Source organism: uncultured Phascolarctobacterium sp. (assembly GCF_905212365.1).
Taxonomy (GTDB): domain Bacteria; phylum Bacillota; class Negativicutes; order Acidaminococcales; family Acidaminococcaceae; genus Phascolarctobacterium_A.
Genome location: NZ_CAJMEH010000002.1, coordinates 1 through 23,194, shown reverse-complemented (window position 1 = coordinate 23,194; position 23,194 = coordinate 1). Strand labels below are relative to the sequence as shown.

Sequence of the window (23,194 nt, the reverse complement as noted above, 5' to 3'; positions counted from 1 at the left end):
GTAATTTGTATTAAGTTTTATACACGTGGGGCTTATGATAAAAAATCCATTATCTTAGAAATAACGCAAGGAATATCAATTTGGCGATTCTGTATGGATGCTCTCTTAACTCTTAGAGTTTTGAGCTTTCTTACACAAAGCATCTACATTAGTATTGCTTTTGTACTTACAAATATGTATAATAAAGAAAAAGAAGCTAACAGGTAGAGGAGTTGATAATATGGCAAGCAAAACTGCAAATCTTTATGCTCGAATTGAGCCAGATGTGAAAAAACAAGCTGAAGAAATTTTATCGACTTTAGGGACTCCTGTATCGAACGCCATTAATATGTTTTATAAGCAAATTATCCTGCAAAGAGGAATTCCTTTTGATGTTAAAATACCATATAGGCATCCGCTGGATATGAGTAAAATGACAGAAGCCGAACTTGATGAAGCTTTGGAAAAGGGATATCAGGATGTGCTCGCAGGTAGAGTAAAGCCTGCTTCTGAAGTTTTCGCTAATTTGGAAAAGGAATTAGGCTTATGAGTTATTTAGTCAAGAGTTTTGAATATCGTATTGTCAAAGACTTTTCTCTTGCTGGTAATGTGAAGTAAGTGTATAATTATTATAGAAATAGGTCTGCAAGGAGGAAATTGCTATGAAACGTAGTGAGTTAGATATTGTTTTAAAAGAGCTGACCGAGCAGATTTATGATCTTTTGGGTGATAAGCTCGACAAAGTAGTTTTGTATGGTTCCTATGCTCGCGGCGATAATACCGAGGAGTCTGATGTGGATGTATTGGTGTTAACGAATATGGAGCCAGAAGAGAACAGGAAAATACTTTGGACATTAAATAAAATCTTCAGCCGTGTAGGATTGGAACACGATATTTTGTTGTCAATGTTTCTTTTGGATAAGAAGGCATTCCATGCTAGAAAACCTATTTTACCTTTTTACCAAAATATCGAGAAGGATGGTGTAGTGGTTTATGCTGCATGATGAGGAGAAGCGGAGTCTTGCTAGCCTTAGATTAGAGCAGGCGCACCAATGCCTTAAGGCAGCAAATGCACTGCTTGCCATAGGAGATAGTCGTGGGGCTGTCAATAGGGCTTATTATGCTGTGTTTCATGCTATGCGTTCTGTTTTAGCTACTGATGGGAAAGATTTTTCTAAGCATTCTGGTGTGATATCGTATTTCAGAATGCACTATGTTAAGAATGGTGTTTTTGGGAAGGATTTGTCTGATACAATTTCTAATCTATTTGCAAGTCGCTCAATGAGTGATTACGATGACTATTTTGAGCTATCTGAAGAAGATGTGCTGAAATTAGTAGATGAAGCCAATGGATTCGTTGCGGCGGTAAAATCTTTTCATGAAAAAGAAGCTATTGAGGATGGTATCTCTTAAGATAGGTGATTTAGGGGGCTTATCTTCGACGAATATGTGTAAAATATAGAATTAATTTATAATATATCTAAACCAGTTGAAAATATGGAAATAAAAGAGTGCCTAGAAGCAATGCAATGGGCAGGCGTGAGTTGCTAAATCGTTAGACGGTTTACCCCGTGCGTGGGTTCGAATCCCACCCACTCCGCCAACCATGCGGTTTTAGAGCCTTTGGAGAAATCCGAAGGCTCTTATTTTTTGGGTCTTTGCTATATGCGTAATTGACTATCCACTGCATCTGTAATACAATATTAATGGATTTAATTTATAAAGAATATTCATACTTAATTTAGAAAGGATTAATGCTTATCATGTATGATGCTTATATCTATGTTGCCATTGCGTTTTATATTTTGTCATATGGTTATTATTTTGCAATTTCCCATGGCCTTGGAAATAAAGCAACCTATCTGCAGATGCGCCGTTTTGTGCCCTGCGCTATTTTGGCGCTGCTGCCTGCGGCTGTCACACAGCTGCCGCTGTCTTCACCACTATTTGTTATTCCCACTATTATTTGCTGGCTGTGGATATTAACATATCCAACTCTGTATTATATCAGCAATCATAAGGTGTCTTCGGATTTTGAATTTCATTTTGAGGCTGTTTTTGGTTTGTATATTATCAGCTGGATATCGTCTTTGGGGATTTTGGCACGGCAAATTTCTGCGTTGGCACTGCCTGCAGCTGTTGTTATAACTGTGCTGGAAATAATTTTCTTATTGATACCCTTGGCGCAGTTAGGTTATTTCGCTTTGTATAAAGCCTGCATCAACGAAAACGGTATGCAGATGCTGCAAGAAACGCATTACAATGAGATCATCGAATATTTTAAATCCCTGCCTTTGGCGTACAATATTTTTTCGGTGTTAGGCGTTGTCTTAATGATAGGCGTGTGCAGCTGGGCAAATTACGGCGCGTTGACGCAAACGCAGCCGTTGTCTTTATATTCTGTGGCAATTTTAGCGGCTATCGTAGCTTTTTTGTCTTGCTACTTGTGGAAGAAAAAGCACGGCGTATTTATTCGTACCGCCATCGTGGAATTTTATTTGGACGTCAAAACCTATTTGGAAACTAATAAATTATACAAATCTAATATGCGGGAGCGCATTAAAAATTTAACGGTGCAGCCGTTAGCGGAAAAGTTTGCCAAGCCGTCGACCATTTTGCTGGTGATTGGCGAATCGGCATCGCGCGATTATATGCAAGCTGTCAACCCGGCGTATCCGCACAACACGACGCCGTGGCTGAATAAACTCAACGAAATGTCGAATTGCATTATTTTCCCTAACGCTTATTCCATCGGCGCCAATACAGTTTTGGCCGTATCAAATGCGTTGACGGAAATCAATCAGTATAACGATAAAAAATTTTATGAAGCCTGCTCCATCATAGATGTAGTGCGTGCACTGGGGGGGGTACAGGATTCACTGGTATAGTAATCAGGGCCATTTGGGCTCGGCAGATACGCCGGTAACTTTAATTGCCGATACCGCCGACGTGGCGAAGTGGACGAAGCAGCAATTAAATACTGTGCAGTATGATGAATCGCTCTTGGATTTTTTAGACGAGGTAGACCCGCAGAGCAACAATTTCGTCGTTATCCATCTTAAAGGCAGCCACTTTAATTTTCTCAATCGTTATCCAGAAGCATTTACTAAATTCGGTACGCCCGGCAAATATGAATTAGAATTAAATTACGCCAATTCCATTGCGTATACGGATTATGTTTTGAGCAAAATTTTCGCTTACGCCCAGGAAAAATTAAACCTGCAGGCGATGGTTTATTTTTCCGACCACGCCACGGTTCCGGACGGACGGCGCTCGCCTAATTTCGACGGCATGGGCAGTGTGCGCATTCCGCTAGTGACTTATTTTTCTGACGAATACATCGCTAAAAATAAAAACGTGGTGGAAACGCTGCGCCAACACCAAAATTTATATTGGACCAACGATTTAGCGTATGAATTATTGTGCAGCGTTTTTAACGTGCAGTCCAATAAATTTGACGAAACCAATTCGCTGGCTTCGCCGAATTTTAAATACCGCCGGGAGGATTTATTAACCAATGCCGGGCATACGCATATTTAATAAATAAGATAAAAGCAGGGCGCTATGGTGATTATATTTTTAACATAGCGTCCTGCTTTTTATTCTTTTTTTATGCTCAATTAACTCTCTTTTCCTTGATAATCAACTATATTTATATTATACTAGAGTCAAGTAAAGGTGTAAAGAACGACGCGCTGGCGCAAGCGGCTAAGGGTATTTGGCCGTACCGTAATACCGGCTTTAGAAAAATATTAAACGCTTTGGAAGCTAACGGATCGCCTAAGCCGCTTTTTGAAACGGACGACGATAGACTTTCTTTTACGTCTACCATTTTTATTCATCCTGCATTTTTAGAATCAAGTGAGACTAAAAGTGAAAATGAGACTGAAAATGATAGCTTGAATGATGTAGAAAAAGCAGTTTTGCAATATTTTAAGAGGCATCCTCAAAGTACAATTTTGAAGTTGTGCAATGATATAAACCTTAGCCGAAGCCACGTCACGAGAGCTATACGTTCATTAAAGATGCAAAAGCTATTGGAACGTCAGGGGTCCGACCGTAAAGGCGAATGGATAGTGCATATAAAAACTTTCAAAGAGCTGTGAATATTATAATTAAAAAAGCTTATAAGGTGACAAAACATGACGATAGAGGAAATTCTTGCAGGCGAATCTAAGAATGTTGAATTTAAAGAAAGCCTGCCAGCTAAAAGTAGCAAATACATGAAAACTATCATTGCTTTCGCTAATGGGCAAGGTGGTAAGCTGGTCATCGGTGTTGAGGACGAGACGAGAAGAATTGTCGGCGTCGATAAAAATGATGCCTTTAATATTATGGATTCTGTAGCTAATGCTATATCTGACAGTTGTAAGCCTGCGATTATTCCTGATATTTATATGCAGACGATTGATGGCGCAACTATTATCATTGTTGATATAGAACCAGGTCGGCAAAGGCCTTATTATCTTGCGGCAGAAGGCTTGCCATACGGTGTATATGTGCGTGTGGCAGGTACTACTAGAGCGGCAGATGAATATATGGTGAAAGAATTGCTTTTTGAAGGAAATAACCGCTTCTTCGATAAAACTATTTGTTTGGGGTTGCAGGTTAGCGAAGCGGATATTGAAAATCTTTGTCGGCGTATGAAAGAAGTAGCTTTGTGCAATTGCAGCAGCAAGGAAGAACAAGCGCTGGTGAAGGATGTTTCTGCTAAACAATTGCTGTCATGGGGTGTTTTGGTGGAGCAAGAAGGGAAAATGCTTCCGACCAACGCTTATGCGATTCTTACTGGGTCAGCTATTTTGCATTGTACTTTTCAATGTGCAGTTTTTAAGGATAATGAACGCGTTATTTTTGTTGACAGACGTGAATTTACAGGGCCGGTACAGGATATAATCGAAAATGCTTATCATTTTGTATTGCGTAACATTCATCTTGGTGCAGTAATTGAAGGTCTGTATAGGCAGGATGTCTATGAAATTCCTCCTGCTGCTATCCGCGAGTTGATTATAAATGCAGCTGTGCATCGTAGTTATTTGGATAACGGGAATATTCAAGTGGCGATTTTTGATAATCGATTAGAGATAACTTCTCCAGGCAAATTGCCTATTGGACAGACTATCCAAAAAATGCGTGAAGGCTATTCCAAAGTGCGCAATGAAGCATTAGCTATGGCATTTAGCTATATGCATTTAATCGAACGCTGGGGTACGGGGATGTTACGTGTTGCAAAGATGATTAAAGATGCTGGCTTAGAAAAACTGGAAATTTTGGGCGGAGAGACGGAACTGCGGTTCAATATTTATCGGAATTTGGACGCGGGACAAACGCAAGAAATAGCGAAGCAGCCGGGACAAACTGTGGGACAAACTCAAGAGATAACGAAAGAACCGGGACAAAATGCGGGACAAAATGGAGAAATAGGAGAAAAACCGGGACAAAATGCGGGACAAATTAAGGTGGTAGAAGAAAAACGGTTACTAGATATTTTATTAAATGACCCAAGAGTAAGTGTTAGAGAAGTTGCTCAACAACTTGGTTTAAGTAAATCAGCAGTATCTAGGTTGATGCGAAAGCTGAAAGATAAAAATATTATTGAACGTCAGGGGTCCGACCGTAAAGGCGAATGGATAGTGCATATAAACTCTTAAGAGCAAAGGATAACATTTATGTCAAAATTAAGCGTTGTGATACTAACTAAAAATGAAGAAGCGAATATAGCCGACGTAGTGCAAAACGCGCGGCAGCTTACAGATTGCGTGCTAGTAGTCGATTCCGGCAGTACGGATAAGACTGTGCCCCTAGCGGAAGCAAACGGAGCGCGCGTTATCTATCGCGCTTGGGATGATGATTTTTCTGCGCAGCGTAACTTTGCTTTGCAGCATATCGCTACGGAATGGGTATTGTATTTAGATGCTGATGAAAGGCTTAATCAAGAACTTTGTTCTGCTATAAAAGCTGCTGCTGCAAATCACAAAATAAAACAATATAGTATGATGCGAAAAATTCATGCCTTTGGATTTACATATATGCATGGCATTTTTAAACCTGACGAAGTATTAAGACTGTTTCCCTCTGATAAAGTGCATTGGGTAAATAAAGTACATGAGCATCCGGTTTGTGATTTGCCAAAAGAAAAATTAAAAGGCTTCATTGAGCATTATACTTATACTTGTTGGCAGCAATGGTGGGATAAAGCTGGCAATTATACGACGATTTGGGCGCAGGATAATTACGAACGCGGCAAAAAAACTTCGTTGGCCGCATGTTTTGGGCATGCGGCGTATGGCTTTTTGAGAGCGTATTTTTTGCAGCTGGGATTTGTGGATGGCTGGAGCGGATTATATTCCAGCTTACAGCATTTTATTTATACGATGATGAAGTATTTGAAACTGTATGAGCTGCAAAATAAATAGCTTGCAGAAAGGAAAATATAAAGTGGACTTATTTAGAAAACATAGAACATTTTTTATCGTTTTAGTTTCGACATATTTGCTGCTGGTTGCTGCATATTATTTTACAGCCGTGGGTATCAGAAACAGTACTTTCTTTTTACAAATGCGCAGATATTTACCTTGTGCTGTAGCGGTGGCGTTAGCTTGCGATTTGTGGCGGCGTGCTGGTTATAATTATAAAATGTTGCTGCCGCATGCGATCGTAAGCTTTTTGTGGATTTGGGTATATCCGGTTTGTTATTGGATTACTTACCATAATACTTTTACGTTTATTGATAAGCATTTTGACCAGGCTTTTGGCGCGTATTTTTTTGCCTTTTCCGTATGCTTGCGCTTAATTTTATTGCGGCGCGGAAAAGGGCAGGATACTGCCGTTTGCCAGCGGGGGTTTGCTTTTTTGCATACAGCGGCGTTAATTATACCTGTCGTGCAAATAATTTATTTTGCCTATTATAAATATCCCGTTACTGAAGATGCATCCCTCGCTTTACTGCAAACTAATCCCGGCGAGGCCAAAGAGTATTTGCTGCTCAATTTTGGCTTTACTGGTTTGGCTGGCATTGTAATTTTTTTCATAGCGTTGTTTATGACGATGTATAAGCTTAATAGTTTGCAGGAAATTACGGCAGATAAGATTAAAATCAGTTCTTTTGGGAAAAAATCTGTAGCTGTTTTGTCGGTGGTAATTTTGGCAACCGTAGGCTATGGTGCTAAAATGTTTAAGGATACCGGTGTGATGAAAACTTATGTAGCAGCGGGAGATTATTTTACGCGGGCTAATAATTTTACAGTTTATCACAAGGAGAATTTTAATAATTTAACTGTTACGCCTTCTGCACCTGTTTTTGCTAAGCCGTCAACTATTATCATAGTAATTGGCGAATCTGCTTCTTCTTATTATATGAGCGCGTACAGTGATACGCAGAATGATAATACGCCTTGGCTGCGCAATATGAAGAAGAACGATAATTTTGTCGTTTTTACTCACGCATATACAAGCAAGTGCCAGACCGTTCCTGCTTTGGAAAGAGCATTGACAGAAAAAAATCAATATAATGATAAGGAATTTAATCAAAGCTTGACAGTTATCGATATAGCTAAAAAAGCGGGCTATAAAACTTATTGGTTCAGCAATCAGGGATATATAGGCGGCGCGGATACGCCTATTACCTTAGTTGCCAAAACGGCGGATCATGCGGAATGGTTGAGTGAAAATAAAGAGCTTAATGGCAAATATCAGTATGACGGTGATCTATTAAAATGCTTGGAGCAGGTAAATCCTGAGGAAAATAATTTTGTCGTTTTGCATTTTATGGGCAGTCATGAGGACTGCATCAATAGATATCCGCCGGAGTTTACTAAATTTGGCGAGCCGCATAAATTTGATACGGTTTTAAACTATGATAATAGCTTGGCCTATACAGATTATGTTTTGCAGCAGGTACATCAGTATGCCATTAATAAATTAAACCTGCAGGCAATGCTGTATTTTTCAGATCATGGCGGCGACCCTTACAGAAAGCGCCATCCTGATGTAGCTGGCTTTAAATCCTTGCAGGTACCGATGTTTGTCTATGTTTCCGACGAATATAAAAATCTGTTTAAAGAGTCTGTTGAAGTTTTTAAAAAGCAGAAAAACGCTTATTTTACTAATGATATGATTTATGAGGTTGTTTGCAATTTATTACAGATTCAATCTAATCATTACGACGAGAGTAACAGTCTGCTAAACAGTAAGTATAAATTTACTCGTGAAACGCTGACTACAAATTTAGGAACCAGAAAATTGACTGAGGATAAGGAACCGCGTAAAGATGATTGATGAAAGTATTAATATTGTTTTAGCCACTGATAAAAATTACGCGCAGCATGCAACCGTTGCCATGACTTCGGTTTTATGCAATACTGCAAGACCGGAAGCAGTACATTTTTTTGTGATTGACGATGGCATAGACGAGGCCAATAAAGCGAAGATGCGGCAGTCTGTTGCCCAATTTAGCGCCCAAATTGATTTTGTGTGCGCAGATACGCAGGCTTTCAGCAATGTTTTTGTAAGCGGGAATTTAACCAGAGCGGCTTATTTGCGCTTGGATATTCCCAATATAGTGCCTGAAGCTATTAAAAAGGTAATATATTTAGACTGCGATTTGCTGGTTTTGGCCGATATTGCAGAGCTTTGGCGTTTTGATATGCAGAGTAAACCTTTGGCGGCCGCTGAGGATTTTGGCATTTTATCCTCTAAAGGAAAATGCGCTGAAAAAGCCAAAAATTTAGGCTGGCAGCCGCAATATTCTTATTTTAATTCGGGTGTCTTATTAATGGATTTGCAGCAGTGGCGGCAGGAAAATATTTCAGCCAAATTAGTGCAGCTCATTGCAGAAAAAAAATTCAGGCACCATGACCAGGACGCTTTAAATTATTTATTTATGAACCGATGGGCGGCGTTGCCTTTGCGTTGGAATGTTATTCCTCCTGTTTTTAATATGATGTTGAGAATAGTATGGAATAAGACATTACGCCGGAAAGCTTTGGTGGCTTTGGCTGATATTGCCATACTGCATTACGCAGGAGGCTATAAGCCTTGGGAGTATGCGGTTTATAAAGGATTTAACGACAAGTATTATGAATATTTGTCGTTGACAGAATATCGGGACGCCGTTATGCCGCAGCCTAATTTGAAAAAAAAGAAACATTCTATCAGCAGGCAGCTGTGGCGCTTGAAGTGGGCTGATTTGGTGAAGAAAATATTTTGAAAAAGCTGTTTAATTGGGGGATGGTATTATGCAGATTTCCGTTATTTATTTATATGATAGGATAGCGTCGGAGATTGCGTTTTCTGAATATCTAATTGATAGATTAAAAACTGATAATGAACTGCATGTTGTAACAGGAAAGAATTTTCCTGATAGTTTCATGTGCGGGATACAAGCCAAAAAAGTATGGAGCGATAGTTTGCCTGTTAATAAAATAGATAAGAAGAAAACAGTAAGCTTGCTTAATGCAATTCATGCAGAGCTGAGTGCTGGTAATTTAGGAAAGTCTGTAATAGTTCCGCTGCATAACTGGGAGCTTTTGAAAAATATTAAACAAAGTTATTTGCAGTTATCTGCTAAGCATGTTCTTTTTTGCGTAGACAACGTAGCCACTAAAGATATGCAGGAATTTATCAAGCTGGTAGAGTATTTGGATAGATTCCGCAATATACATGTTGGAATTTATGAGGATGTTGCAGATGCAGAAAAGATTAGCAAAATATATAATCTGCATTTATTGCAGCAGGAAAATTTAGAAGATATTTTAGTTTTGCATTTGAACAACAGAAGAAAATATATCGGTTGGCGTTATCATCTGAATGAATTGCGGCAGAAAATAAAATTTCATAAAGATTTGATTAAGCATTGGCTGAAAAATAAATTTAGCAAAAAATATAAGCAAAAATTTTCTGGCGAGGGTTATATTCCCAAGGTTATACACTATTGCTGGTTTGGTAATCCCAATATGCCAGAGTCGGTAAAAAAATTTGTTGATAGCTGGGAAAAGGCTTTGCCGGGCTACACCATAAAATTATGGAATGAAAATAATTTCCCCATAGAAAAATACAGATTTGCTCAGGAGGCTTTGGCGAATAAAAAGTGGGCTTTTATTGCCGACATAGCGAGACTGCATGCTTTATATTATGAAGGCGGCATTTATTTAGATACTGATGTAGAGGTTTTAAAAAATTTTGATGATTTTTTGCAGGAAGACGCCTTCGCTACGTATGGTCCTTGCAATCACATTTGTATTAGCACCGTAGGCGCTAAAAAATTTCATCCATGGATTGCCGAATTATTATTATGGTATGATTGCGTGCATTGTGATGAAGATTATACGGAAATAGCCAACGCTAAGATTGTCAGCAAAATCACACGCATACATTATGGTGTAAAATTAGATGGCGGTCATACATATTTATCTTGTGAGGGGGTACATGTTTATCCGAAAGAATATTTTTCACCGGAATTGGAAAAAGACCATTATTTAGTTACCGGAAAGACACATTGTGTGCACCACTTTTCCGGCTTATGGTAAGGTTGGGATAGAGCAATGATGAATTTGAAGAGTATAGATACTGATTATTATAAAGCCGCAGCACTTTTTGTGATAGGAACAGGAGTAGCCACATCTACGGGAGGCTGTTATGCTGCTGCGTTGCCTTTTGCTATTTACGCTTTTTATAAAGATAAGCACAGACTAGCTAATGTGCGCAGCTCTTATTTCAATAAAACGCTGCTCTTATTTCTGTTAAATATGATAGTATTAGCATTGTGCGCAGTTTTTCAGGATAATTTTGGCGCGATGAAGTACATCGTGCGCGATTTTGAAAAAATTATTCCTCTATTGATAATTTATTTTTTTATCAACAATCCCAAAAAAAGCTTTTTATTTGCGCTTTTGGGAATGGCCGCAGGATTATTTGTTAACGATATTTTTGTCATGCATGACTTATTAACTCATGTAGCTAAGTATGGTAAACGGGTAGGAGGGTTATTTGGACATCCCAATGCTTTAGGTTCTAGTATGGAGATTATGGTGCCTGTATTTGCATATGCAGTTTATAAATACAGAGATAATAAAAAACTTTCCTTAATATTTTCCATTACGTTGTTAGGCGTACTTTTTTGTGTCGTATCTTCCGGTAGCAGGGGCGCTATGTTGGCTATAATTGCTGAAGTAATAGTTTTTAGTAAATAAGTGCAAGATGGCGTTGAATAAGATGGCCATATTGTCTTTTGCTGCTCTATTTATTGTTTCACTATTAATTTTTTATAAGTTTAATGTGCGTAGTTATGATAGCGAAAGGTTGTTACTATGGGAATCTGCCATTAAGATGTTTTTTGACTATCCTGTATTGGGTGTGGGGTTACATAGATGGTCTGAATATTATATATCTGGCTATATAAGTCCGTTGGCTAAAGAGCCAGGATTGCCTCATCCCCATAATTTGTATTTATTTTTGTTGTCAGAGCGCGGCCTTGTAGGCTTTGTGTCATATTTGGCTTTAATATTATGGCAGCTTAAAGTATGTTGCAAAAATGTTTTGCGCAACATGAACGTATTGTGGACGTATGAAAATGTCTATACTGCTATTATTATAGGTATGTTAGTGCATGAACTTGTAGATGTTAACGCTACTTTAAGATATCATATGCTTATTTATTTCTTCTTGTGGGGCATTTTATGCTTACAACAAAATTTTCAACCTGAAAAATGACGGAGATTATAAGATGCTGAACTTACATGGCAATAAGAAAATATTGATACTAGTACCGCATGAGGACGATGAAATTAATTTAATGGGAGGTTTGTTGCCGTTATTAGTGGAGTTGGGAGCTGAAGTACAGGTGTGCTTTTTGACTAACGGAGATTTTGCAGCTCATGCCGCTGTGCGTCTGCAAGAGGCATTGGCTTCCTTGGAATGTTTGGGCATAGATAGACGACAAGTATATTTTTTAGGCTATCCTGACGCCAGCGATGTAGTTGATCATTCTATTTATCATGCTAGTGAGCCAGTATTAGGTAAAAATGGCTATTATACCTATGGCTGTACGATGAAGCAAGAATACAGAATGGAGAAATCAAAGCGTCACAGCTTAACTAATTATGCCGGTTTATGTGAAGATCTTACAGAGCTTATTATTGACATCAAGCCGGAGATAATTTTTTGTACGGATATTGACGGACATCATGACCATCGGCTTTGTTCGCTTACTTTTGAGGAATGTATTGAGAATATTTTGCAAAACAATGATTTAAATACCTCCCCAAATTATTTATAAGGGATTTGCATATTCTACAACCTACGAAGGTCAAAATGATTTTTTTTAAGATTTGAATTTGCTGCCTGTATATAAACCCGATAAAAGCCAATTAGCTTATAATGCTGCAACGGAATTAGATAATCCCTGTTTTTCTTGGAATGCGCGTGTACGCTTTCCTGTTTCAGAAAGGTGCTGCAAAAGAAATTTGTGGAATAATATTTTAATTGATGCAATTTGCCAGCATAAATCGCAGTATTTACGCGAAAGAATTGGCAGGATCGTTAATTCCGACGTTGTATTTTGGAGAATGCCTGTCATTAACGGGAAAGTCAGCTTATTTGCTTTAGAAAATATTGCGGAATTACATGCTCCTTTAAATTTTCGATTTTATAATGAAACTGCGTATTTTAATGAGAATGTAGATGCTAATGATATAAGTATATGTAAAATATTGATAAATGATAATTTTGCTTACGGCGAATATTATATCGGTAAAGAAACCGTGCTGCCCGTTAGTATTTACAAATATAATTTTTCTGAAGCGGCCAGCATTTTTCTTAAAGACAATAATGTTGTTTGGGAAAAAGATCGCTTAAAAATACCTGAAGCCGTCAAGCAGGTTGAACTGGAGCTGCGCGATGAGAAAAATAATATTATTGAGAAGATTTGCATTAAAAGAATATCTTGGATGGTGAAAGTGCAAAAATTGTTGAGTTTAAAAATTCAGTAAGGACTTAATTATATATTTTATAAGATATATAGAATGGGAAGGAGTTTAGCAAATGGAAAATAAGATAGACATGGTATATTTATGGTGTGATGGTGAACATTGTAGATTAAAACAAATGAGGAATAGAAAATGAAAATATTATTGATAAATTTGTGGCCGGTTATTGATTCCAAAGGAGGAACAGAAAAGGTGTTCTTTAATATGGCCAATGCTTTATCCGAAAAGGGGAATGAGGTAGTAGCGCTAGCCTGTGAGAACAAAATAGGAAAGCCTTTTTTTGATGTATCGGATAAAGTTTTATTTATAAATGTAGGCTTAGGGTATGAACCTAAATTTACTGTTTATCAAAATATATGGGGGAAGATATGTGGAAATAGGAATACTAGACACTCTTATAGAGAGAATATTGTTGATAAACAAAAAGCTGCATTGATAGCACCTGTGGTTGATAGAGAAAAACCAGATGTTATTATTTCATATAATGTAGGAGCTACAAGATTATTAAAAAGACATTTAAAGATAAGTTGTCCTATCGTTACAATGTTTCATTTTAACCCTGAACATATATTAGAAGGTTGTACTGAAGATACAAAAAAAGCATTAGAAGAAAGCGATTGTATTCAAGTGCTATTGCCTAGCTTCATAGAAAAGACTAAAGAATATATTCATAATACGGATGTAGTATATATACCCAATTGTGTCCCACAATACGAAGATGATTGTGGGTATGATAGGGATAACATCATTATCAATGTTAGTCGTGTAGATAGTTTGCAAAAACGACAGGATTTATTGATAAAAGCTTTTTGTAAGATTGCTAAAAAATATTCTTCATGGAAGGTTGAATTTTGGGGAGATGTAGAGCTTGGTGATGAAAAATATTATAGTTATTGTAATAAATTAATTTTTGAAAATAACTTGCAGGATAGAATAAAGTTTTGTGGAACTTCTGATGACATAAAAGGTAAATTGTTGAGAGCTAAAATTTTTGCTTTCCCAAGTAGTTTTGAAGGATTTTCTTTAGCATTAACTGAGGCAATGAGCGCAGGATTACCAAGTGTGGGGTATAAAAACGCAATCTCAGTTAATGAACTTATTGAAGATGGAAAAACTGGAATTTTGTGTGATTATGGCGTAGATTCATTAGCGAGTGCATTAAGCATTTTGATTGAAAATGATGATAAACGCATAGAGATGGGAAAAGCTGCCAAAAAAAGTATGAAGCAATATGCTCCTGAAAATATTTGGAATGAATGGGAAAAACTTATATTTAAAGTCGTAAATGATAACTAATGAATAGTTATTTGCCATATATTGATAAAAATAATATAAAATATGAAGTGAGGGATTCTAAATGAAGTATGGATTATTGTGTTATGAATATGGTAGATTAAAAAATACAGAATCAGTTAATTTGGGCGATGAAATTCAAAGTATTGCAGCAAGTTGCTTCTTACCTAGAATTGATTGTTATATTGATAGAGAAAACATTAAATCATTTGCCCCCACGATAAACATTAATAATGATAAAATAAAGATGATTATGAATGCATGGTATCAACATGATGCTAAGCAGGGGCCTCCTTGTGATGTTATAACTCCGTTATTGATTTCTATACATATAAATCCATCCAATAAAGAATTTGTCGACAATTTATTTTATAGTAAAAATATAGAATATTTAAAACAGTATCAGCCTATAGGAGCGCGAGATTTAAATACAATGCAGTTGTTAGAAAAGCATGGTATAAAGGCCTATTTTTCAGGTTGCCTAACTTTAACTCTTCCAAAAAATGATAGAATTGTGAAGCAAGATTATATATTATGTGTGGATGTTAGCGATGAATTGATAGCAGTATTACGAAAAAACACTAGAAAAAAGATTTATTGCATTAGTCCGCAACTTCCTAACAATTGCTTTTTTGATATCCAATATAAATATAATTTGGCATTTAAATTGTTAGACGCATATCAGTCTGCTTCTTGTATTATTACTAGCAGATTACATTGTGCAATGCCTTCTTTGGCCTTAGAAACGCCTGTTTTGTTAATAAATGATAATAAAAATGAATATCGTTTTGGTGGGCTGGAAAATTTTGTAAGGCACATGAGCACGCAGGAGTATCTGAAAAATCTTGATTTTTTTAATATTAATAATCCTACAGAAAATAGTGATTTATATAAATCTTTTAGAGATAAATTAATTTTAAGTTGTGAAGAATTTACTGGATACAAGCATAGAGATATATCTCCTTTACGTGATTATTCTATGGAAGAAGCTAATATATTGCAATTTATTGGCTTGAGTAAATTAGTTGAGAAAACTGAAACAAAAAATTATTTGTCTTGGTATTGGAAAAGAAAAATAGATAAACTAAAGAGATAGAGCAGAATGATATAGAACTATTGTCAGTGCATGGCAATAAAAAGTATAGAGATATAATAATATTTTGCATAATACTATTCAACATACTAGAGGTGTTATCTTGACAAGAGAGCTTACGAAAAAGGAATAGCAGTTTTTCTGATGATTATGGAGCATTCTTTCGGTTTCCCTCAATGGTATATTGAAAGTATTTCCTATCCATATTTGCGGCCATATGCTGATATTATTGATTTATTTGCTGGCTTCGCCGTAGTCGCAGTTTTTGCATTTTTAACCGGCTGGACTTATTACAGGTTTAGCATATTATGTATGTGATTATAAATTTACTGCAGTTGATTTAATAAAAGAAATGTTTTCGGCTGAGAGAAAGATAATGATTTTTTCTTGGTACGTTATTTTGTATGTAATTTTCACGCCGAGAGCTACACGTGCACGGCGTTTTTAGGGTACTGTCAATAGTTTTGCGCAAATTTTTATCCGCATCCCCCACTCACTCTCACACACTCTTGAATTTCCTAGATATGGAATCCATGTATACTTTATTATAAAAATAGGCATAGAACTTACCTTTGTTTTGCAATTAAGCTATTACGCAAAACATGATGGAAGTCGAGCTCTATGCCTGAAATAGTATACAATAAATAATAAAGCACTAAAATCAACGCTTAAATGAGCTTTTATCTCGTTTGGCGTTGCTTTTTTTCTTTAAAGTGATTATAATTGAAATAAGGAGTGATTGAGATGTTGATGCAATTCCGTTTTAAAAATTTTAAATCCTTTAAAGATGATACGATTTTAGACCTTTCTGCAACCAAGATTACAGAATATGTTGATAGGATTGTTTGTGTTGGTAATGAAAAAATATTACCAACGGCAGCTATTTTTGGTGCTAATGCCAGTGGTAAATCAAATGTTATAAAAGCTTTTCGTTTTATGATGAATTATGTTGTTAATTCATTTGCTTTTGGTGGAAGCTTAGAGGATAAAAAATCAAATAGCCCGGGAATTCAACAGACTCCATTTTTGTTTGATATTCAAAGTAAAGAAGAGGTTTCTTCTTTTGAAGTTTATTTTGTAGATCATAAAAGTAATAGCTGCAAATCTTATAATTATGGATTTACTTTAGGCAAAAAAGGTATTGTAGAAGAATGGTTAAATTCTAAGGCTAAAACGGCGAGAGCATATAAAAGAATTTTTTATCGTTCTCCTGAAGAACTGGATTTATCTGGTATTCCAAGTAAAGTAAAAGAGAATATAGAAATTGCTTTGGAAAAGGAAACGCTGGTTGTATCTCTTGGTGCTAAACTAAAAATAGCTAAATTAAAAATGATTAGAGATTGGTTTTATAATAATGAAGTTGTTGACTTTGGCAATCCTTATGAAAATGCAGTATTATCAACATTTATACCCAAAAAATTTGTAGAGAATGAAGAACTTCAGCGAGAGGTTGTTTCGTATCTTTCGACTTTTGATCCTTCAATTATTAGGATTAATGTAGAGGTTATGAAGGATAATGAAGAAGATATCAAACATATTAAAATAGATGCTGTGCATCGTACTCTTGATGGCGGAACGGCAACTATTCCATTAAAAGAAGAATCGGATGGCACGTTGAAGATGTTTTCTCTTTATCCGGCTTTGCGCTCTACATTGGATATAGGTGGAGTTTTATTCGTTGATGAGCTTAATGCTAGACTGCATCCGCTGCTTGTGCGCAATTTCATAATAACTTTTTTGAATCCTGAAATTAATAAAAATCATGCGCAGCTTATATTTACTACGCATGATTCTTGGCAGTTATCTAATAATTTGCTTCGTAGGGATGAAATTTGGTTTACGGAAAAAGATAATAATGGTATTTCTTCTCTATATTCATTAGCAGATTTCATAGATGATGATGGCAGTAAAATTCGTAAGGATGCAAGTTATGAAAAAAATTATTTGCTAGGCAAGTATGGCGCTATTCCTTTCTTGAAATCTATAAATATGTTGGGAGAAAAGTGACAATGGCTAAAGAAGATAGAACTGGAAATCGAAGATGTAGGATTTGCTAGAAGAACTCCAAGTCTAGGCCATTATTTTATTGTGACAGATACTCAAGAAACAGAGAAGAATTACTTGTATGGCTTAAGAGATTCTTTATCGCAGGAAGTGCAAGGCCGTATAGTTATAAGTGTGTCTAAAGCTAAAACTAAAGAATTAGTAGATGTTTGTCAACGAATGTCAGCGCTTGAGCCTCAGTATGCTGAACCATGGATTGTATTTGATAGAGATCAAGTAGTGGATTTTGATAAAATTATTCAATATGCCGAGCAGCAAAAAATTAATGTTGGGTGGTCAAATCCATGTATAGAGATATGGTTTGATGCGTATTTTGGCATAATGCATAATTATCATGATTCTGTTAGTTGCTGTCGTGAATTTGCTAAAACCTTTGAGAAACAAACAGGTGTGAAATATAAAAAAGCAAATCCGAAAATTTATAGTTTGTTAAATTCTCATGGTAATGAGAAGAGTGCTATTCAAATAGCTAAAATTAAATTAGATTTGTTTAATAAGGAAAATATAGTAGTACCGTCGCAAATGTGTCCTTGTACGACTCTGCATAAGTTGGTGGAGGAAATTCACAGCAGAGTAGATAACGCGTTGACAAAATGATAGAAATGGGGATTTGAGAAATGCAGCTAACAAACAAATATGAAAGAAAATATAAAGAGGCACAACCGGTGCTTGCCATATGCTATGATTTTGATAAAACATTATCGCCGGATGATATGCAGGCCCAAGGATACATTCAGTCGGTGGGATATGAAATAGCAGAGTTTTGGAAAAAATCTAATTCGTTGGCAAAAGATAATGAAATGGATCAAAATCTTGCTTATATGCTTTGTATGAAAGAGGAAGCTGAAGGAAAAGTACTGTTCACTAAAGCTAAATTGGCTGAGTATGGAGCTAAAGTACAATTGTTTCCAGGGGTTGAAGACTGGTTTGAACGAATAAGAGGATACGGCAGACAAAAGGGCATTATAGTGGAGCATTATATTATTTCTTCTGGACTCAAGGAGATGATAGAAGGAACGATTGTTGCTAAATCAGGTGCTTTTGAGAGAATTTATGCAAGTTCATTTTATTATAATGAAAAGATGAGTATAACCAACAGAAGATTTGGAGGCTTATATTGAATGAAAAGAAAGATTATGGACAAATTAGAAGCATGGCGTACTTCTGGTAAAAACCGATTGCCATTACTTTTATATGGAGCCAGACAAGTAGAAAAACCTATATTTTGCAGCAATTTGGACAAGAATATTTTGCCAATGTGGTATATATAAATTTTGAAGAAGACAGAATTTTGGCGTCTTATTTGGATATGCGTATCAATCCAGATTTTATAATTCAAACTATTGAAGAATTGTATAACGTACAGATAAAGGCAGAAGAAACGCTTTTGATTTTTGATGAAATTCAAAGCTGTGAACGAGCGCTGACTTCTTTGAAATATTTTGCTGAGCAAGCGCCTCAGTACTGTGTTGTAGCGGCAGGAAGTTTATTGGGAGTAGCTATTAACCGGCAAAATTTTTCTTTCCCTGTAGGTAAAGTGCAAATTATGCGTCTTTATCCCTTGGATATGGAAGAGTTTTTATGGGCGAAAGGAAAGAAAATGCTGTGTCAAATGATTCAGTATTGCTTTATAAACAATGCCCCATTACCTAAATCAATACATCAGGAGGCTATGCTGCTTTATCAGGAATATTTATTGACTGGTGGAATGCCGGCCGTAGTTAGCGCGTATTTAGAGGGACGTAATGCTGATGAATTGAAGCGTTTTATTTATAATTCATATGTAGCTGATATGGCTAAATATGCCGGTATGGCGGAAAGCGTTAAGATTGCAGAAGCTTATGATTCTTTGCCAGCGCAATTGGCAAAGGAAAATAAGAAGTTTCAATATAAGCTTATTCGGATGAGGGCCAGGGCGTCTTTGTATGGCACGGCTATAGATTGGCTGGTACAAAGCGGCATTGTATTGAAATGTACGAAATGTGAGCAAGGGTTGATGCCATTGGCTGCGTATGAGGATTTGAGCAGTTTTAAATTATATTTTAGCGATACGGGAATTTTTTCTGTAAGAATACAGCTGACGAAACAAAGCTTTGCTTTAGCCAGTCAATTTCTGGGGAGCTTAACAGAAAATTATGTAGCCGTACAATTAAAGGCTAACGGCTATAATTTAAATTATTGGGAAAGCAACAGCACTGCGGAAATTGATTTTGTTATCATCAAAAATGGTGTGGTTGTGCCGGTGGAATGCAAGACTAATATAAATGTTCGCTCCAAAAGCCTGCAATCTTTTGTTAAGAGATATAATATTAAGGAGAGCATTCGCCTGTCAGGCAGAAATTTTGGCTTGGATAATGGAATAAAATCAGTGCCGTTATATGCTGCTTGGTGCGTATAGCATTGTGGCGATAAGCTTAAACCAGTTATAAAATAGAGAGACTGTGAAAAACTATTTGGAACGGATAGATTCGCTAAAATTTTACGTGGAAGTTTAGATTTTATTCAAAAGTTTTCTCTTTTTATTTGAGAATTTCTGTTTCGCGGCGTGTTTTAGCTGACATAATATTTGATAACAAAATAAAAGGCTTGATATGAATTAGAATTTGAACTATATTTTTGTGATAGAAGGAGTATCATCGATGGATACGGTAAAAATAAATGGATGGAGGCATTTGTTTCAAAAGCATATTTTAAGTCGAGGTTTTTCGTATTGTTTATTGGATTATGTGCGTAATATTACAAGAACGGCATTGGGATATACTTCGGTGGTTAGTGGAACAGAAGATTATACGGTTAATATAGTATTGCGTAATGAAAAAGTTGTACAAATGAGTTGTGAGTGTCCTTATGCAGAAGATGGTAATAACTGCAAGCATATGGCGGCAGTTTTATATAAATTGACAGGGGAGCAAGATGATTTATCCGTACAAAAACGTAAAGATGAGCGGTTTAAGAAAGCTCAGGAATTAAGTGTTATCATAGAGCGGATGACGGAAACAGAGCTGCGAGAGTTTTTATTAAAATTAGCTTTGGATAACAGCGATGTAAGGAAGGATTTACTGCTTAAATATGCTAAGTTTGTTGGTGGGCCGCATATACAGGAATTGAAAGGCAAAATTTACGATATAGCTGATTTATATGAGTATGAAGACGGCTTTATCGATTGGAATCATGCATATGACTATATTTGTTCGCTAAGCGCTTACCTTGAGGATACTGTGAAAAAGCTGTTGGAAAGTAATTTTTGTATACAAGCTTTTGAGTTGGTGTACGAGGGGATTTTCTGTGCCAGTGAGCAGGAAATGGACGATTCAAGCGGCGGTTTGACAATGTTAGGGGATACTTGTTCTGAATTGTGGCGGCTGATATTGAAGCAGAGCGATAGCCAGCAAAAAAGAAAAATTTTTGCTGCGGCTAAGAGATATTTGCAGGAGTTCAAAGAAAGTGATTTTATTTATGAGTATTTGTATAATTTACTGATACAGGAATTTCATGAGGAAGATTTCTTGCAAGAAAAGCTGAAAATGCTTGATGAAGATATTACCGGCATGATAGCAGATAGCGATAGACATTCAATAGCACGGTATTATATTGAAGATAAATTGTTGAATCGCATACAGATTATGCGGCAGCTAAAATATGCTGACAAAGAAATTTTGGCTTATCAAAATAAGTATCGCAATTTTCCTAGGGTAAGACTTGCGCTGGCTGATACTTATATGCGAATGAATAAAGTGCAGGCTGCGGTACAGTTATTAATTGAAGGTAAACAAGCAGATGCTAAATCGTTAGGTATAGTTGACGATTATATCCGGCGTTTATTGGAGATTTATCGTGAGAGTAATCAGTTTGAGGCATACAAGCAAGAATTAATAAATTACATATTTAGCATTAGACAAGATAATTTGCAGTATGTTTTTATGCTTAAAGAACTGGTGTTACCTAATGAATGGTCAAATTATCGTGAAAAAATTCTAGCTGCCAGAACCTGTTATTGGATTAGGTATAATCTGTTAGTACAGGAAAATATGCATGAGCGCTTGTTGGAAGAAATATTACAGTCTGGGATAATTCATGATTTAGATAGTTATGAAAAGGTTTTAAGGGAAAGATATCCTGAGCAAGTGCGGAATCAATATATTCAGTATGTTACACAGGAAGTAAAGATTGCTACGCAGCGTAGCGCTTATCAAAAGTTGATGAAGTATTTAAAGAAAATAAAAAGATATCCTGATGGTATTGAGTTAACAAAAGCAATTGCTTCAGAATGGCGTGATATCTACCGCCGCAGGCCAGCAATGTTGGATGAACTACATAAAGCAGGATTTTAGTGATACAAGGAATATTGCTGTTGTAATATCAACAAACTACTCCTTTAGATGTATAATATAGGCGAATGGAGATGGTGCGTATATGATTAGGAAGCTTTATCATGGTTCTTTAAATATAATTGAGAAGCCTGTTTTTGGATATGGCAAGCGCTACAATGACTATGGTCTAGGTTTTTATTGTACTGATAGTATCGATATGGCTAAGGAGTGGGGCGTGAGCAAGGATCAGGATGGTTATGCCAATTGTTATGAGCTTGAATGCGATGGAATGAAAATACTTGACTTGAATGCTTCGCAATATTGTATTTTACATTGGCTTACAATATTGCTGCAAAATCGCGAGTTTGACGTACCTTCTGGTTTGGCTTTGGAAGCTAAGGAATATTTGCTTGCTAATTTTGCTGCTCCTTATGAAGATTATGATGCGATAATCGGTCATCGTGCTGATGACAGCTATTTTTCTTTTGCGCAGGATTTCATCAATGGTACCATATCTTATCGGCAGCTTAATAACGCTATGCATTTAGGAAAGTTAGGTCAGCAGTTTGTGCTTAAGAGCAAGAAAGCTTTTGAACGTATCAAATTTACCGGCAGTGAGCTTGCTGAAAGTAAAGAATGGTATGTAAAAAAGCTTTTGCGTGATCAAACTGCGCGTCGAGAATATTTTAATGTGGAGCGTAATAGGCGGCGACGTGGAGATCTGTATATTATACAGATTATGGATGAGGAGATGAAGCCCGATGATTTACGCTTACGATAAGGTTTATTTGGATAAAGCCCGTACTGCGCTCGGACGCATGCTGGATTTTGCTGTGTACGATCTTAAATACGATTTGGAAAAGTTTTTTGATTTATTTATGAAATCTGGTGTGGCAGACAGATTCGCCAGCGGTGATTTTTCTGTTATTGTAGGTATGTCCGGTGTGGAGCTGGCTTATGAAGTATTGGATAAGGCTGGGGCTTCTTACGAGCGTATCAAGCCTAAATATTCTGTGGCTCGCAGTGCAGAATACTGGCTGGGATGGGCTTTGGCCTATTATCAGTGGGTTACTGCCATGAGCTTTGCAGAGATAGTGCGGTATGTGGCTGTTAAAGATATGCTTGGCCTTTATTATCCTTTTCATGAAATGGATATCCGGCAATTCGTGGATAAAATGAATGCTTTGTATAAAGCCGCGAAGCCGGAAACTAATCTTAAGCTTTTGCGGCGTAGGGCTGGGTTAAGCCAGCGGGAGCTTGCCGAGTTATCCGGAGTTCCGCTGCGTACTATTCAGCAGTATGAACAGCGGAAGAAAAATATCAATAAAGCTCAAGCAGAATATTTGATAATGCTTGCACGACTCCTTTGCTGTGATGTTATAGATTTAATAGAAAAAGTGCAATGAGCTTAATTTAAGGGTCTTTGCCAAAAGCTGTGGTCGGCGCTCTAACGTTTGTGTGGTGGGCGCTTT

The 23,194-nt window shown here is 36.7% G+C and carries 22 protein-coding genes and 1 pseudogene; all 23 read left to right on the top strand.

Annotated features, from left to right (window positions below; all coding sequences use genetic code 11):
- The first annotated feature begins 220 nt into the window (after window positions 1-220).
- The 23 genes and pseudogenes from QZ105_RS00785 to QZ105_RS00675 all read left to right on the top strand — a co-directional run bounded on the left by QZ105_RS00785 (window position 221) and on the right by QZ105_RS00675 (window position 23,128).
- On the top strand, window positions 221-529 hold the full coding sequence (locus tag QZ105_RS00785) for a type II toxin-antitoxin system RelB/DinJ family antitoxin (protein WP_293727945.1): 309 nt from the start codon (window positions 221-223) through the stop codon (window positions 527-529).
- A 112-nt stretch (window positions 530-641) separates the two neighbouring features.
- On the top strand, window positions 642-983 hold the full coding sequence (locus QZ105_RS00780) for a nucleotidyltransferase domain-containing protein (protein WP_293727944.1): 342 nt from the start codon (window positions 642-644) through the stop codon (window positions 981-983).
- Window positions 973-1,392, top strand: coding sequence for a HEPN domain-containing protein (locus QZ105_RS00775; RefSeq protein WP_293727943.1), 420 nt, complete (start codon window positions 973-975; stop codon window positions 1,390-1,392). The genes QZ105_RS00780 and QZ105_RS00775 overlap by 11 nt, the downstream gene beginning before the upstream one ends.
- A gap of 350 nt (window positions 1,393-1,742) precedes the next feature.
- A complete protein-coding gene (locus tag QZ105_RS00770) occupies window positions 1,743-2,867 on the top strand; it encodes a sulfatase-like hydrolase/transferase (RefSeq protein ID WP_293727942.1) in 1,125 nt (374 codons plus the stop codon).
- A 13-nt stretch (window positions 2,868-2,880) separates the two neighbouring features.
- Window positions 2,881-3,519, top strand: coding sequence for a sulfatase-like hydrolase/transferase (locus tag QZ105_RS00765; RefSeq protein WP_293727941.1), 639 nt, complete (start codon window positions 2,881-2,883; stop codon window positions 3,517-3,519).
- Window positions 3,520-4,121: 602 nt separating this feature from the next.
- Window positions 4,122-5,630, top strand: a complete 1,509-nt coding sequence (locus QZ105_RS00760) for an RNA-binding domain-containing protein (RefSeq protein ID WP_293727940.1) — start codon at window positions 4,122-4,124, stop codon at window positions 5,628-5,630.
- Between the two features lie 18 nt (window positions 5,631-5,648).
- Complete coding sequence (locus tag QZ105_RS00755; RefSeq protein WP_293727939.1) at window positions 5,649-6,395, top strand: glycosyltransferase family 2 protein; 747 nt, start codon at window positions 5,649-5,651, stop codon at window positions 6,393-6,395.
- A 466-nt stretch (window positions 6,396-6,861) separates the two neighbouring features.
- Window positions 6,862-8,256: a sulfatase-like hydrolase/transferase gene (locus QZ105_RS00750; protein WP_293727938.1), complete on the top strand. Its 1,395-nt coding sequence runs from the start codon at window positions 6,862-6,864 to the stop codon at window positions 8,254-8,256.
- Window positions 8,249-9,187, top strand: a complete 939-nt coding sequence (locus QZ105_RS00745) for a glycosyltransferase family 8 protein (RefSeq protein ID WP_293727937.1) — start codon at window positions 8,249-8,251, stop codon at window positions 9,185-9,187. The genes QZ105_RS00750 and QZ105_RS00745 overlap by 8 nt, the downstream gene beginning before the upstream one ends.
- A 28-nt stretch (window positions 9,188-9,215) precedes the next feature.
- Window positions 9,216-10,505 carry a glycosyltransferase gene (locus QZ105_RS00740; RefSeq protein WP_293727936.1) on the top strand — a complete coding sequence of 430 codons (1,290 nt, stop codon included), beginning with the start codon at window positions 9,216-9,218 and terminating at the stop codon, window positions 10,503-10,505.
- Window positions 10,506-10,520: 15 nt separating this feature from the next.
- On the top strand, window positions 10,521-11,168 hold the full coding sequence (locus QZ105_RS00735) for a hypothetical protein (RefSeq protein WP_293727935.1): 648 nt from the start codon (window positions 10,521-10,523) through the stop codon (window positions 11,166-11,168).
- A 22-nt stretch (window positions 11,169-11,190) separates the two neighbouring features.
- Window positions 11,191-11,688, top strand: coding sequence for an O-antigen ligase (locus QZ105_RS00730; protein WP_293727934.1), 498 nt, complete (start codon window positions 11,191-11,193; stop codon window positions 11,686-11,688).
- A gap of 13 nt (window positions 11,689-11,701) precedes the next feature.
- Window positions 11,702-12,253, top strand: a complete 552-nt coding sequence (locus QZ105_RS00725) for a PIG-L family deacetylase (RefSeq protein WP_293727933.1) — start codon at window positions 11,702-11,704, stop codon at window positions 12,251-12,253.
- A gap of 52 nt (window positions 12,254-12,305) precedes the next feature.
- Window positions 12,306-12,965, top strand: a complete 660-nt coding sequence (locus tag QZ105_RS00720; protein ID WP_293727932.1) for a hypothetical protein — start codon at window positions 12,306-12,308, stop codon at window positions 12,963-12,965.
- Window positions 12,966-13,094: 129 nt separating this feature from the next.
- Complete coding sequence (locus QZ105_RS00715) at window positions 13,095-14,258, top strand: glycosyltransferase (RefSeq protein ID WP_293727931.1); 1,164 nt, start codon at window positions 13,095-13,097, stop codon at window positions 14,256-14,258.
- 61 nt (window positions 14,259-14,319) lie between these two features.
- Window positions 14,320-15,351 (top strand): polysaccharide pyruvyl transferase family protein, encoded by a 1,032-nt coding sequence (locus QZ105_RS00710; protein WP_293727930.1) that lies wholly within the window; start codon window positions 14,320-14,322, stop codon window positions 15,349-15,351.
- A gap of 741 nt (window positions 15,352-16,092) precedes the next feature.
- Entirely contained in the window at window positions 16,093-17,355 is a 1,263-nt protein-coding gene (locus tag QZ105_RS00705; protein ID WP_293727929.1) for an ATP/GTP-binding protein, read from the top strand.
- 81 nt (window positions 17,356-17,436) lie between these two features.
- Entirely contained in the window at window positions 17,437-18,009 is a 573-nt protein-coding gene (locus tag QZ105_RS00700; protein ID WP_293727928.1) for an RloB family protein, read from the top strand.
- Between the two features lie 20 nt (window positions 18,010-18,029).
- Window positions 18,030-18,491: pseudogene (locus tag QZ105_RS00695) on the top strand (haloacid dehalogenase-like hydrolase); the annotation flags it as partial.
- A gap of 146 nt (window positions 18,492-18,637) precedes the next feature.
- Entirely contained in the window at window positions 18,638-19,810 is a 1,173-nt protein-coding gene (locus tag QZ105_RS00690) for a DUF4143 domain-containing protein (RefSeq protein ID WP_293727926.1), read from the top strand.
- A gap of 241 nt (window positions 19,811-20,051) precedes the next feature.
- Window positions 20,052-21,743, top strand: coding sequence for an SWIM zinc finger family protein (locus QZ105_RS00685; protein ID WP_293727925.1), 1,692 nt, complete (start codon window positions 20,052-20,054; stop codon window positions 21,741-21,743).
- Window positions 21,744-21,825: 82 nt separating this feature from the next.
- Window positions 21,826-22,503 (top strand): DUF3990 domain-containing protein, encoded by a 678-nt coding sequence (locus QZ105_RS00680; protein WP_293727924.1) that lies wholly within the window; start codon window positions 21,826-21,828, stop codon window positions 22,501-22,503.
- Between the two features lie 7 nt (window positions 22,504-22,510).
- On the top strand, window positions 22,511-23,128 hold the full coding sequence (locus QZ105_RS00675; protein WP_293727923.1) for a helix-turn-helix transcriptional regulator: 618 nt from the start codon (window positions 22,511-22,513) through the stop codon (window positions 23,126-23,128).
- Window positions 23,129-23,194: the final 66 nt, after the last annotated feature.

Bases quoted from the DNA above. Each gene is read 5' to 3' on its own strand.
- QZ105_RS00785 (WP_293727945.1), top strand. From the start codon at position 221: ATGGCAAGCAAAACTGCAAATCTTTATGCTCGAATTGAGCCAGATGTG.
- QZ105_RS00780 (WP_293727944.1), top strand. From the start codon at position 642: ATGAAACGTAGTGAGTTAGATATTGTTTTAAAAGAGCTGACCGAGCAG.
- QZ105_RS00775 (WP_293727943.1), top strand. From the start codon at position 973: ATGCTGCATGATGAGGAGAAGCGGAGTCTTGCTAGCCTTAGATTAGAG.
- QZ105_RS00770 (WP_293727942.1), top strand. From the start codon at position 1,743: ATGTATGATGCTTATATCTATGTTGCCATTGCGTTTTATATTTTGTCA.
- QZ105_RS00760 (WP_293727940.1), top strand. From the start codon at position 4,122: ATGACGATAGAGGAAATTCTTGCAGGCGAATCTAAGAATGTTGAATTT.
- QZ105_RS00755 (WP_293727939.1), top strand. From the start codon at position 5,649: ATGTCAAAATTAAGCGTTGTGATACTAACTAAAAATGAAGAAGCGAAT.
- QZ105_RS00745 (WP_293727937.1), top strand. From the start codon at position 8,249: ATGATTGATGAAAGTATTAATATTGTTTTAGCCACTGATAAAAATTAC.
- QZ105_RS00740 (WP_293727936.1), top strand. From the start codon at position 9,216: ATGCAGATTTCCGTTATTTATTTATATGATAGGATAGCGTCGGAGATT.
- QZ105_RS00735 (WP_293727935.1), top strand. From the start codon at position 10,521: ATGATGAATTTGAAGAGTATAGATACTGATTATTATAAAGCCGCAGCA.
- QZ105_RS00730 (WP_293727934.1), top strand. From the start codon at position 11,191: ATGGCCATATTGTCTTTTGCTGCTCTATTTATTGTTTCACTATTAATT.
- QZ105_RS00725 (WP_293727933.1), top strand. From the start codon at position 11,702: ATGCTGAACTTACATGGCAATAAGAAAATATTGATACTAGTACCGCAT.
- QZ105_RS00715 (WP_293727931.1), top strand. From the start codon at position 13,095: ATGAAAATATTATTGATAAATTTGTGGCCGGTTATTGATTCCAAAGGA.
- QZ105_RS00710 (WP_293727930.1), top strand. From the start codon at position 14,320: ATGAAGTATGGATTATTGTGTTATGAATATGGTAGATTAAAAAATACA.
- QZ105_RS00705 (WP_293727929.1), top strand. From the start codon at position 16,093: ATGTTGATGCAATTCCGTTTTAAAAATTTTAAATCCTTTAAAGATGAT.
- QZ105_RS00685 (WP_293727925.1), top strand. From the start codon at position 20,052: ATGGATACGGTAAAAATAAATGGATGGAGGCATTTGTTTCAAAAGCAT.
- QZ105_RS00680 (WP_293727924.1), top strand. From the start codon at position 21,826: ATGATTAGGAAGCTTTATCATGGTTCTTTAAATATAATTGAGAAGCCT.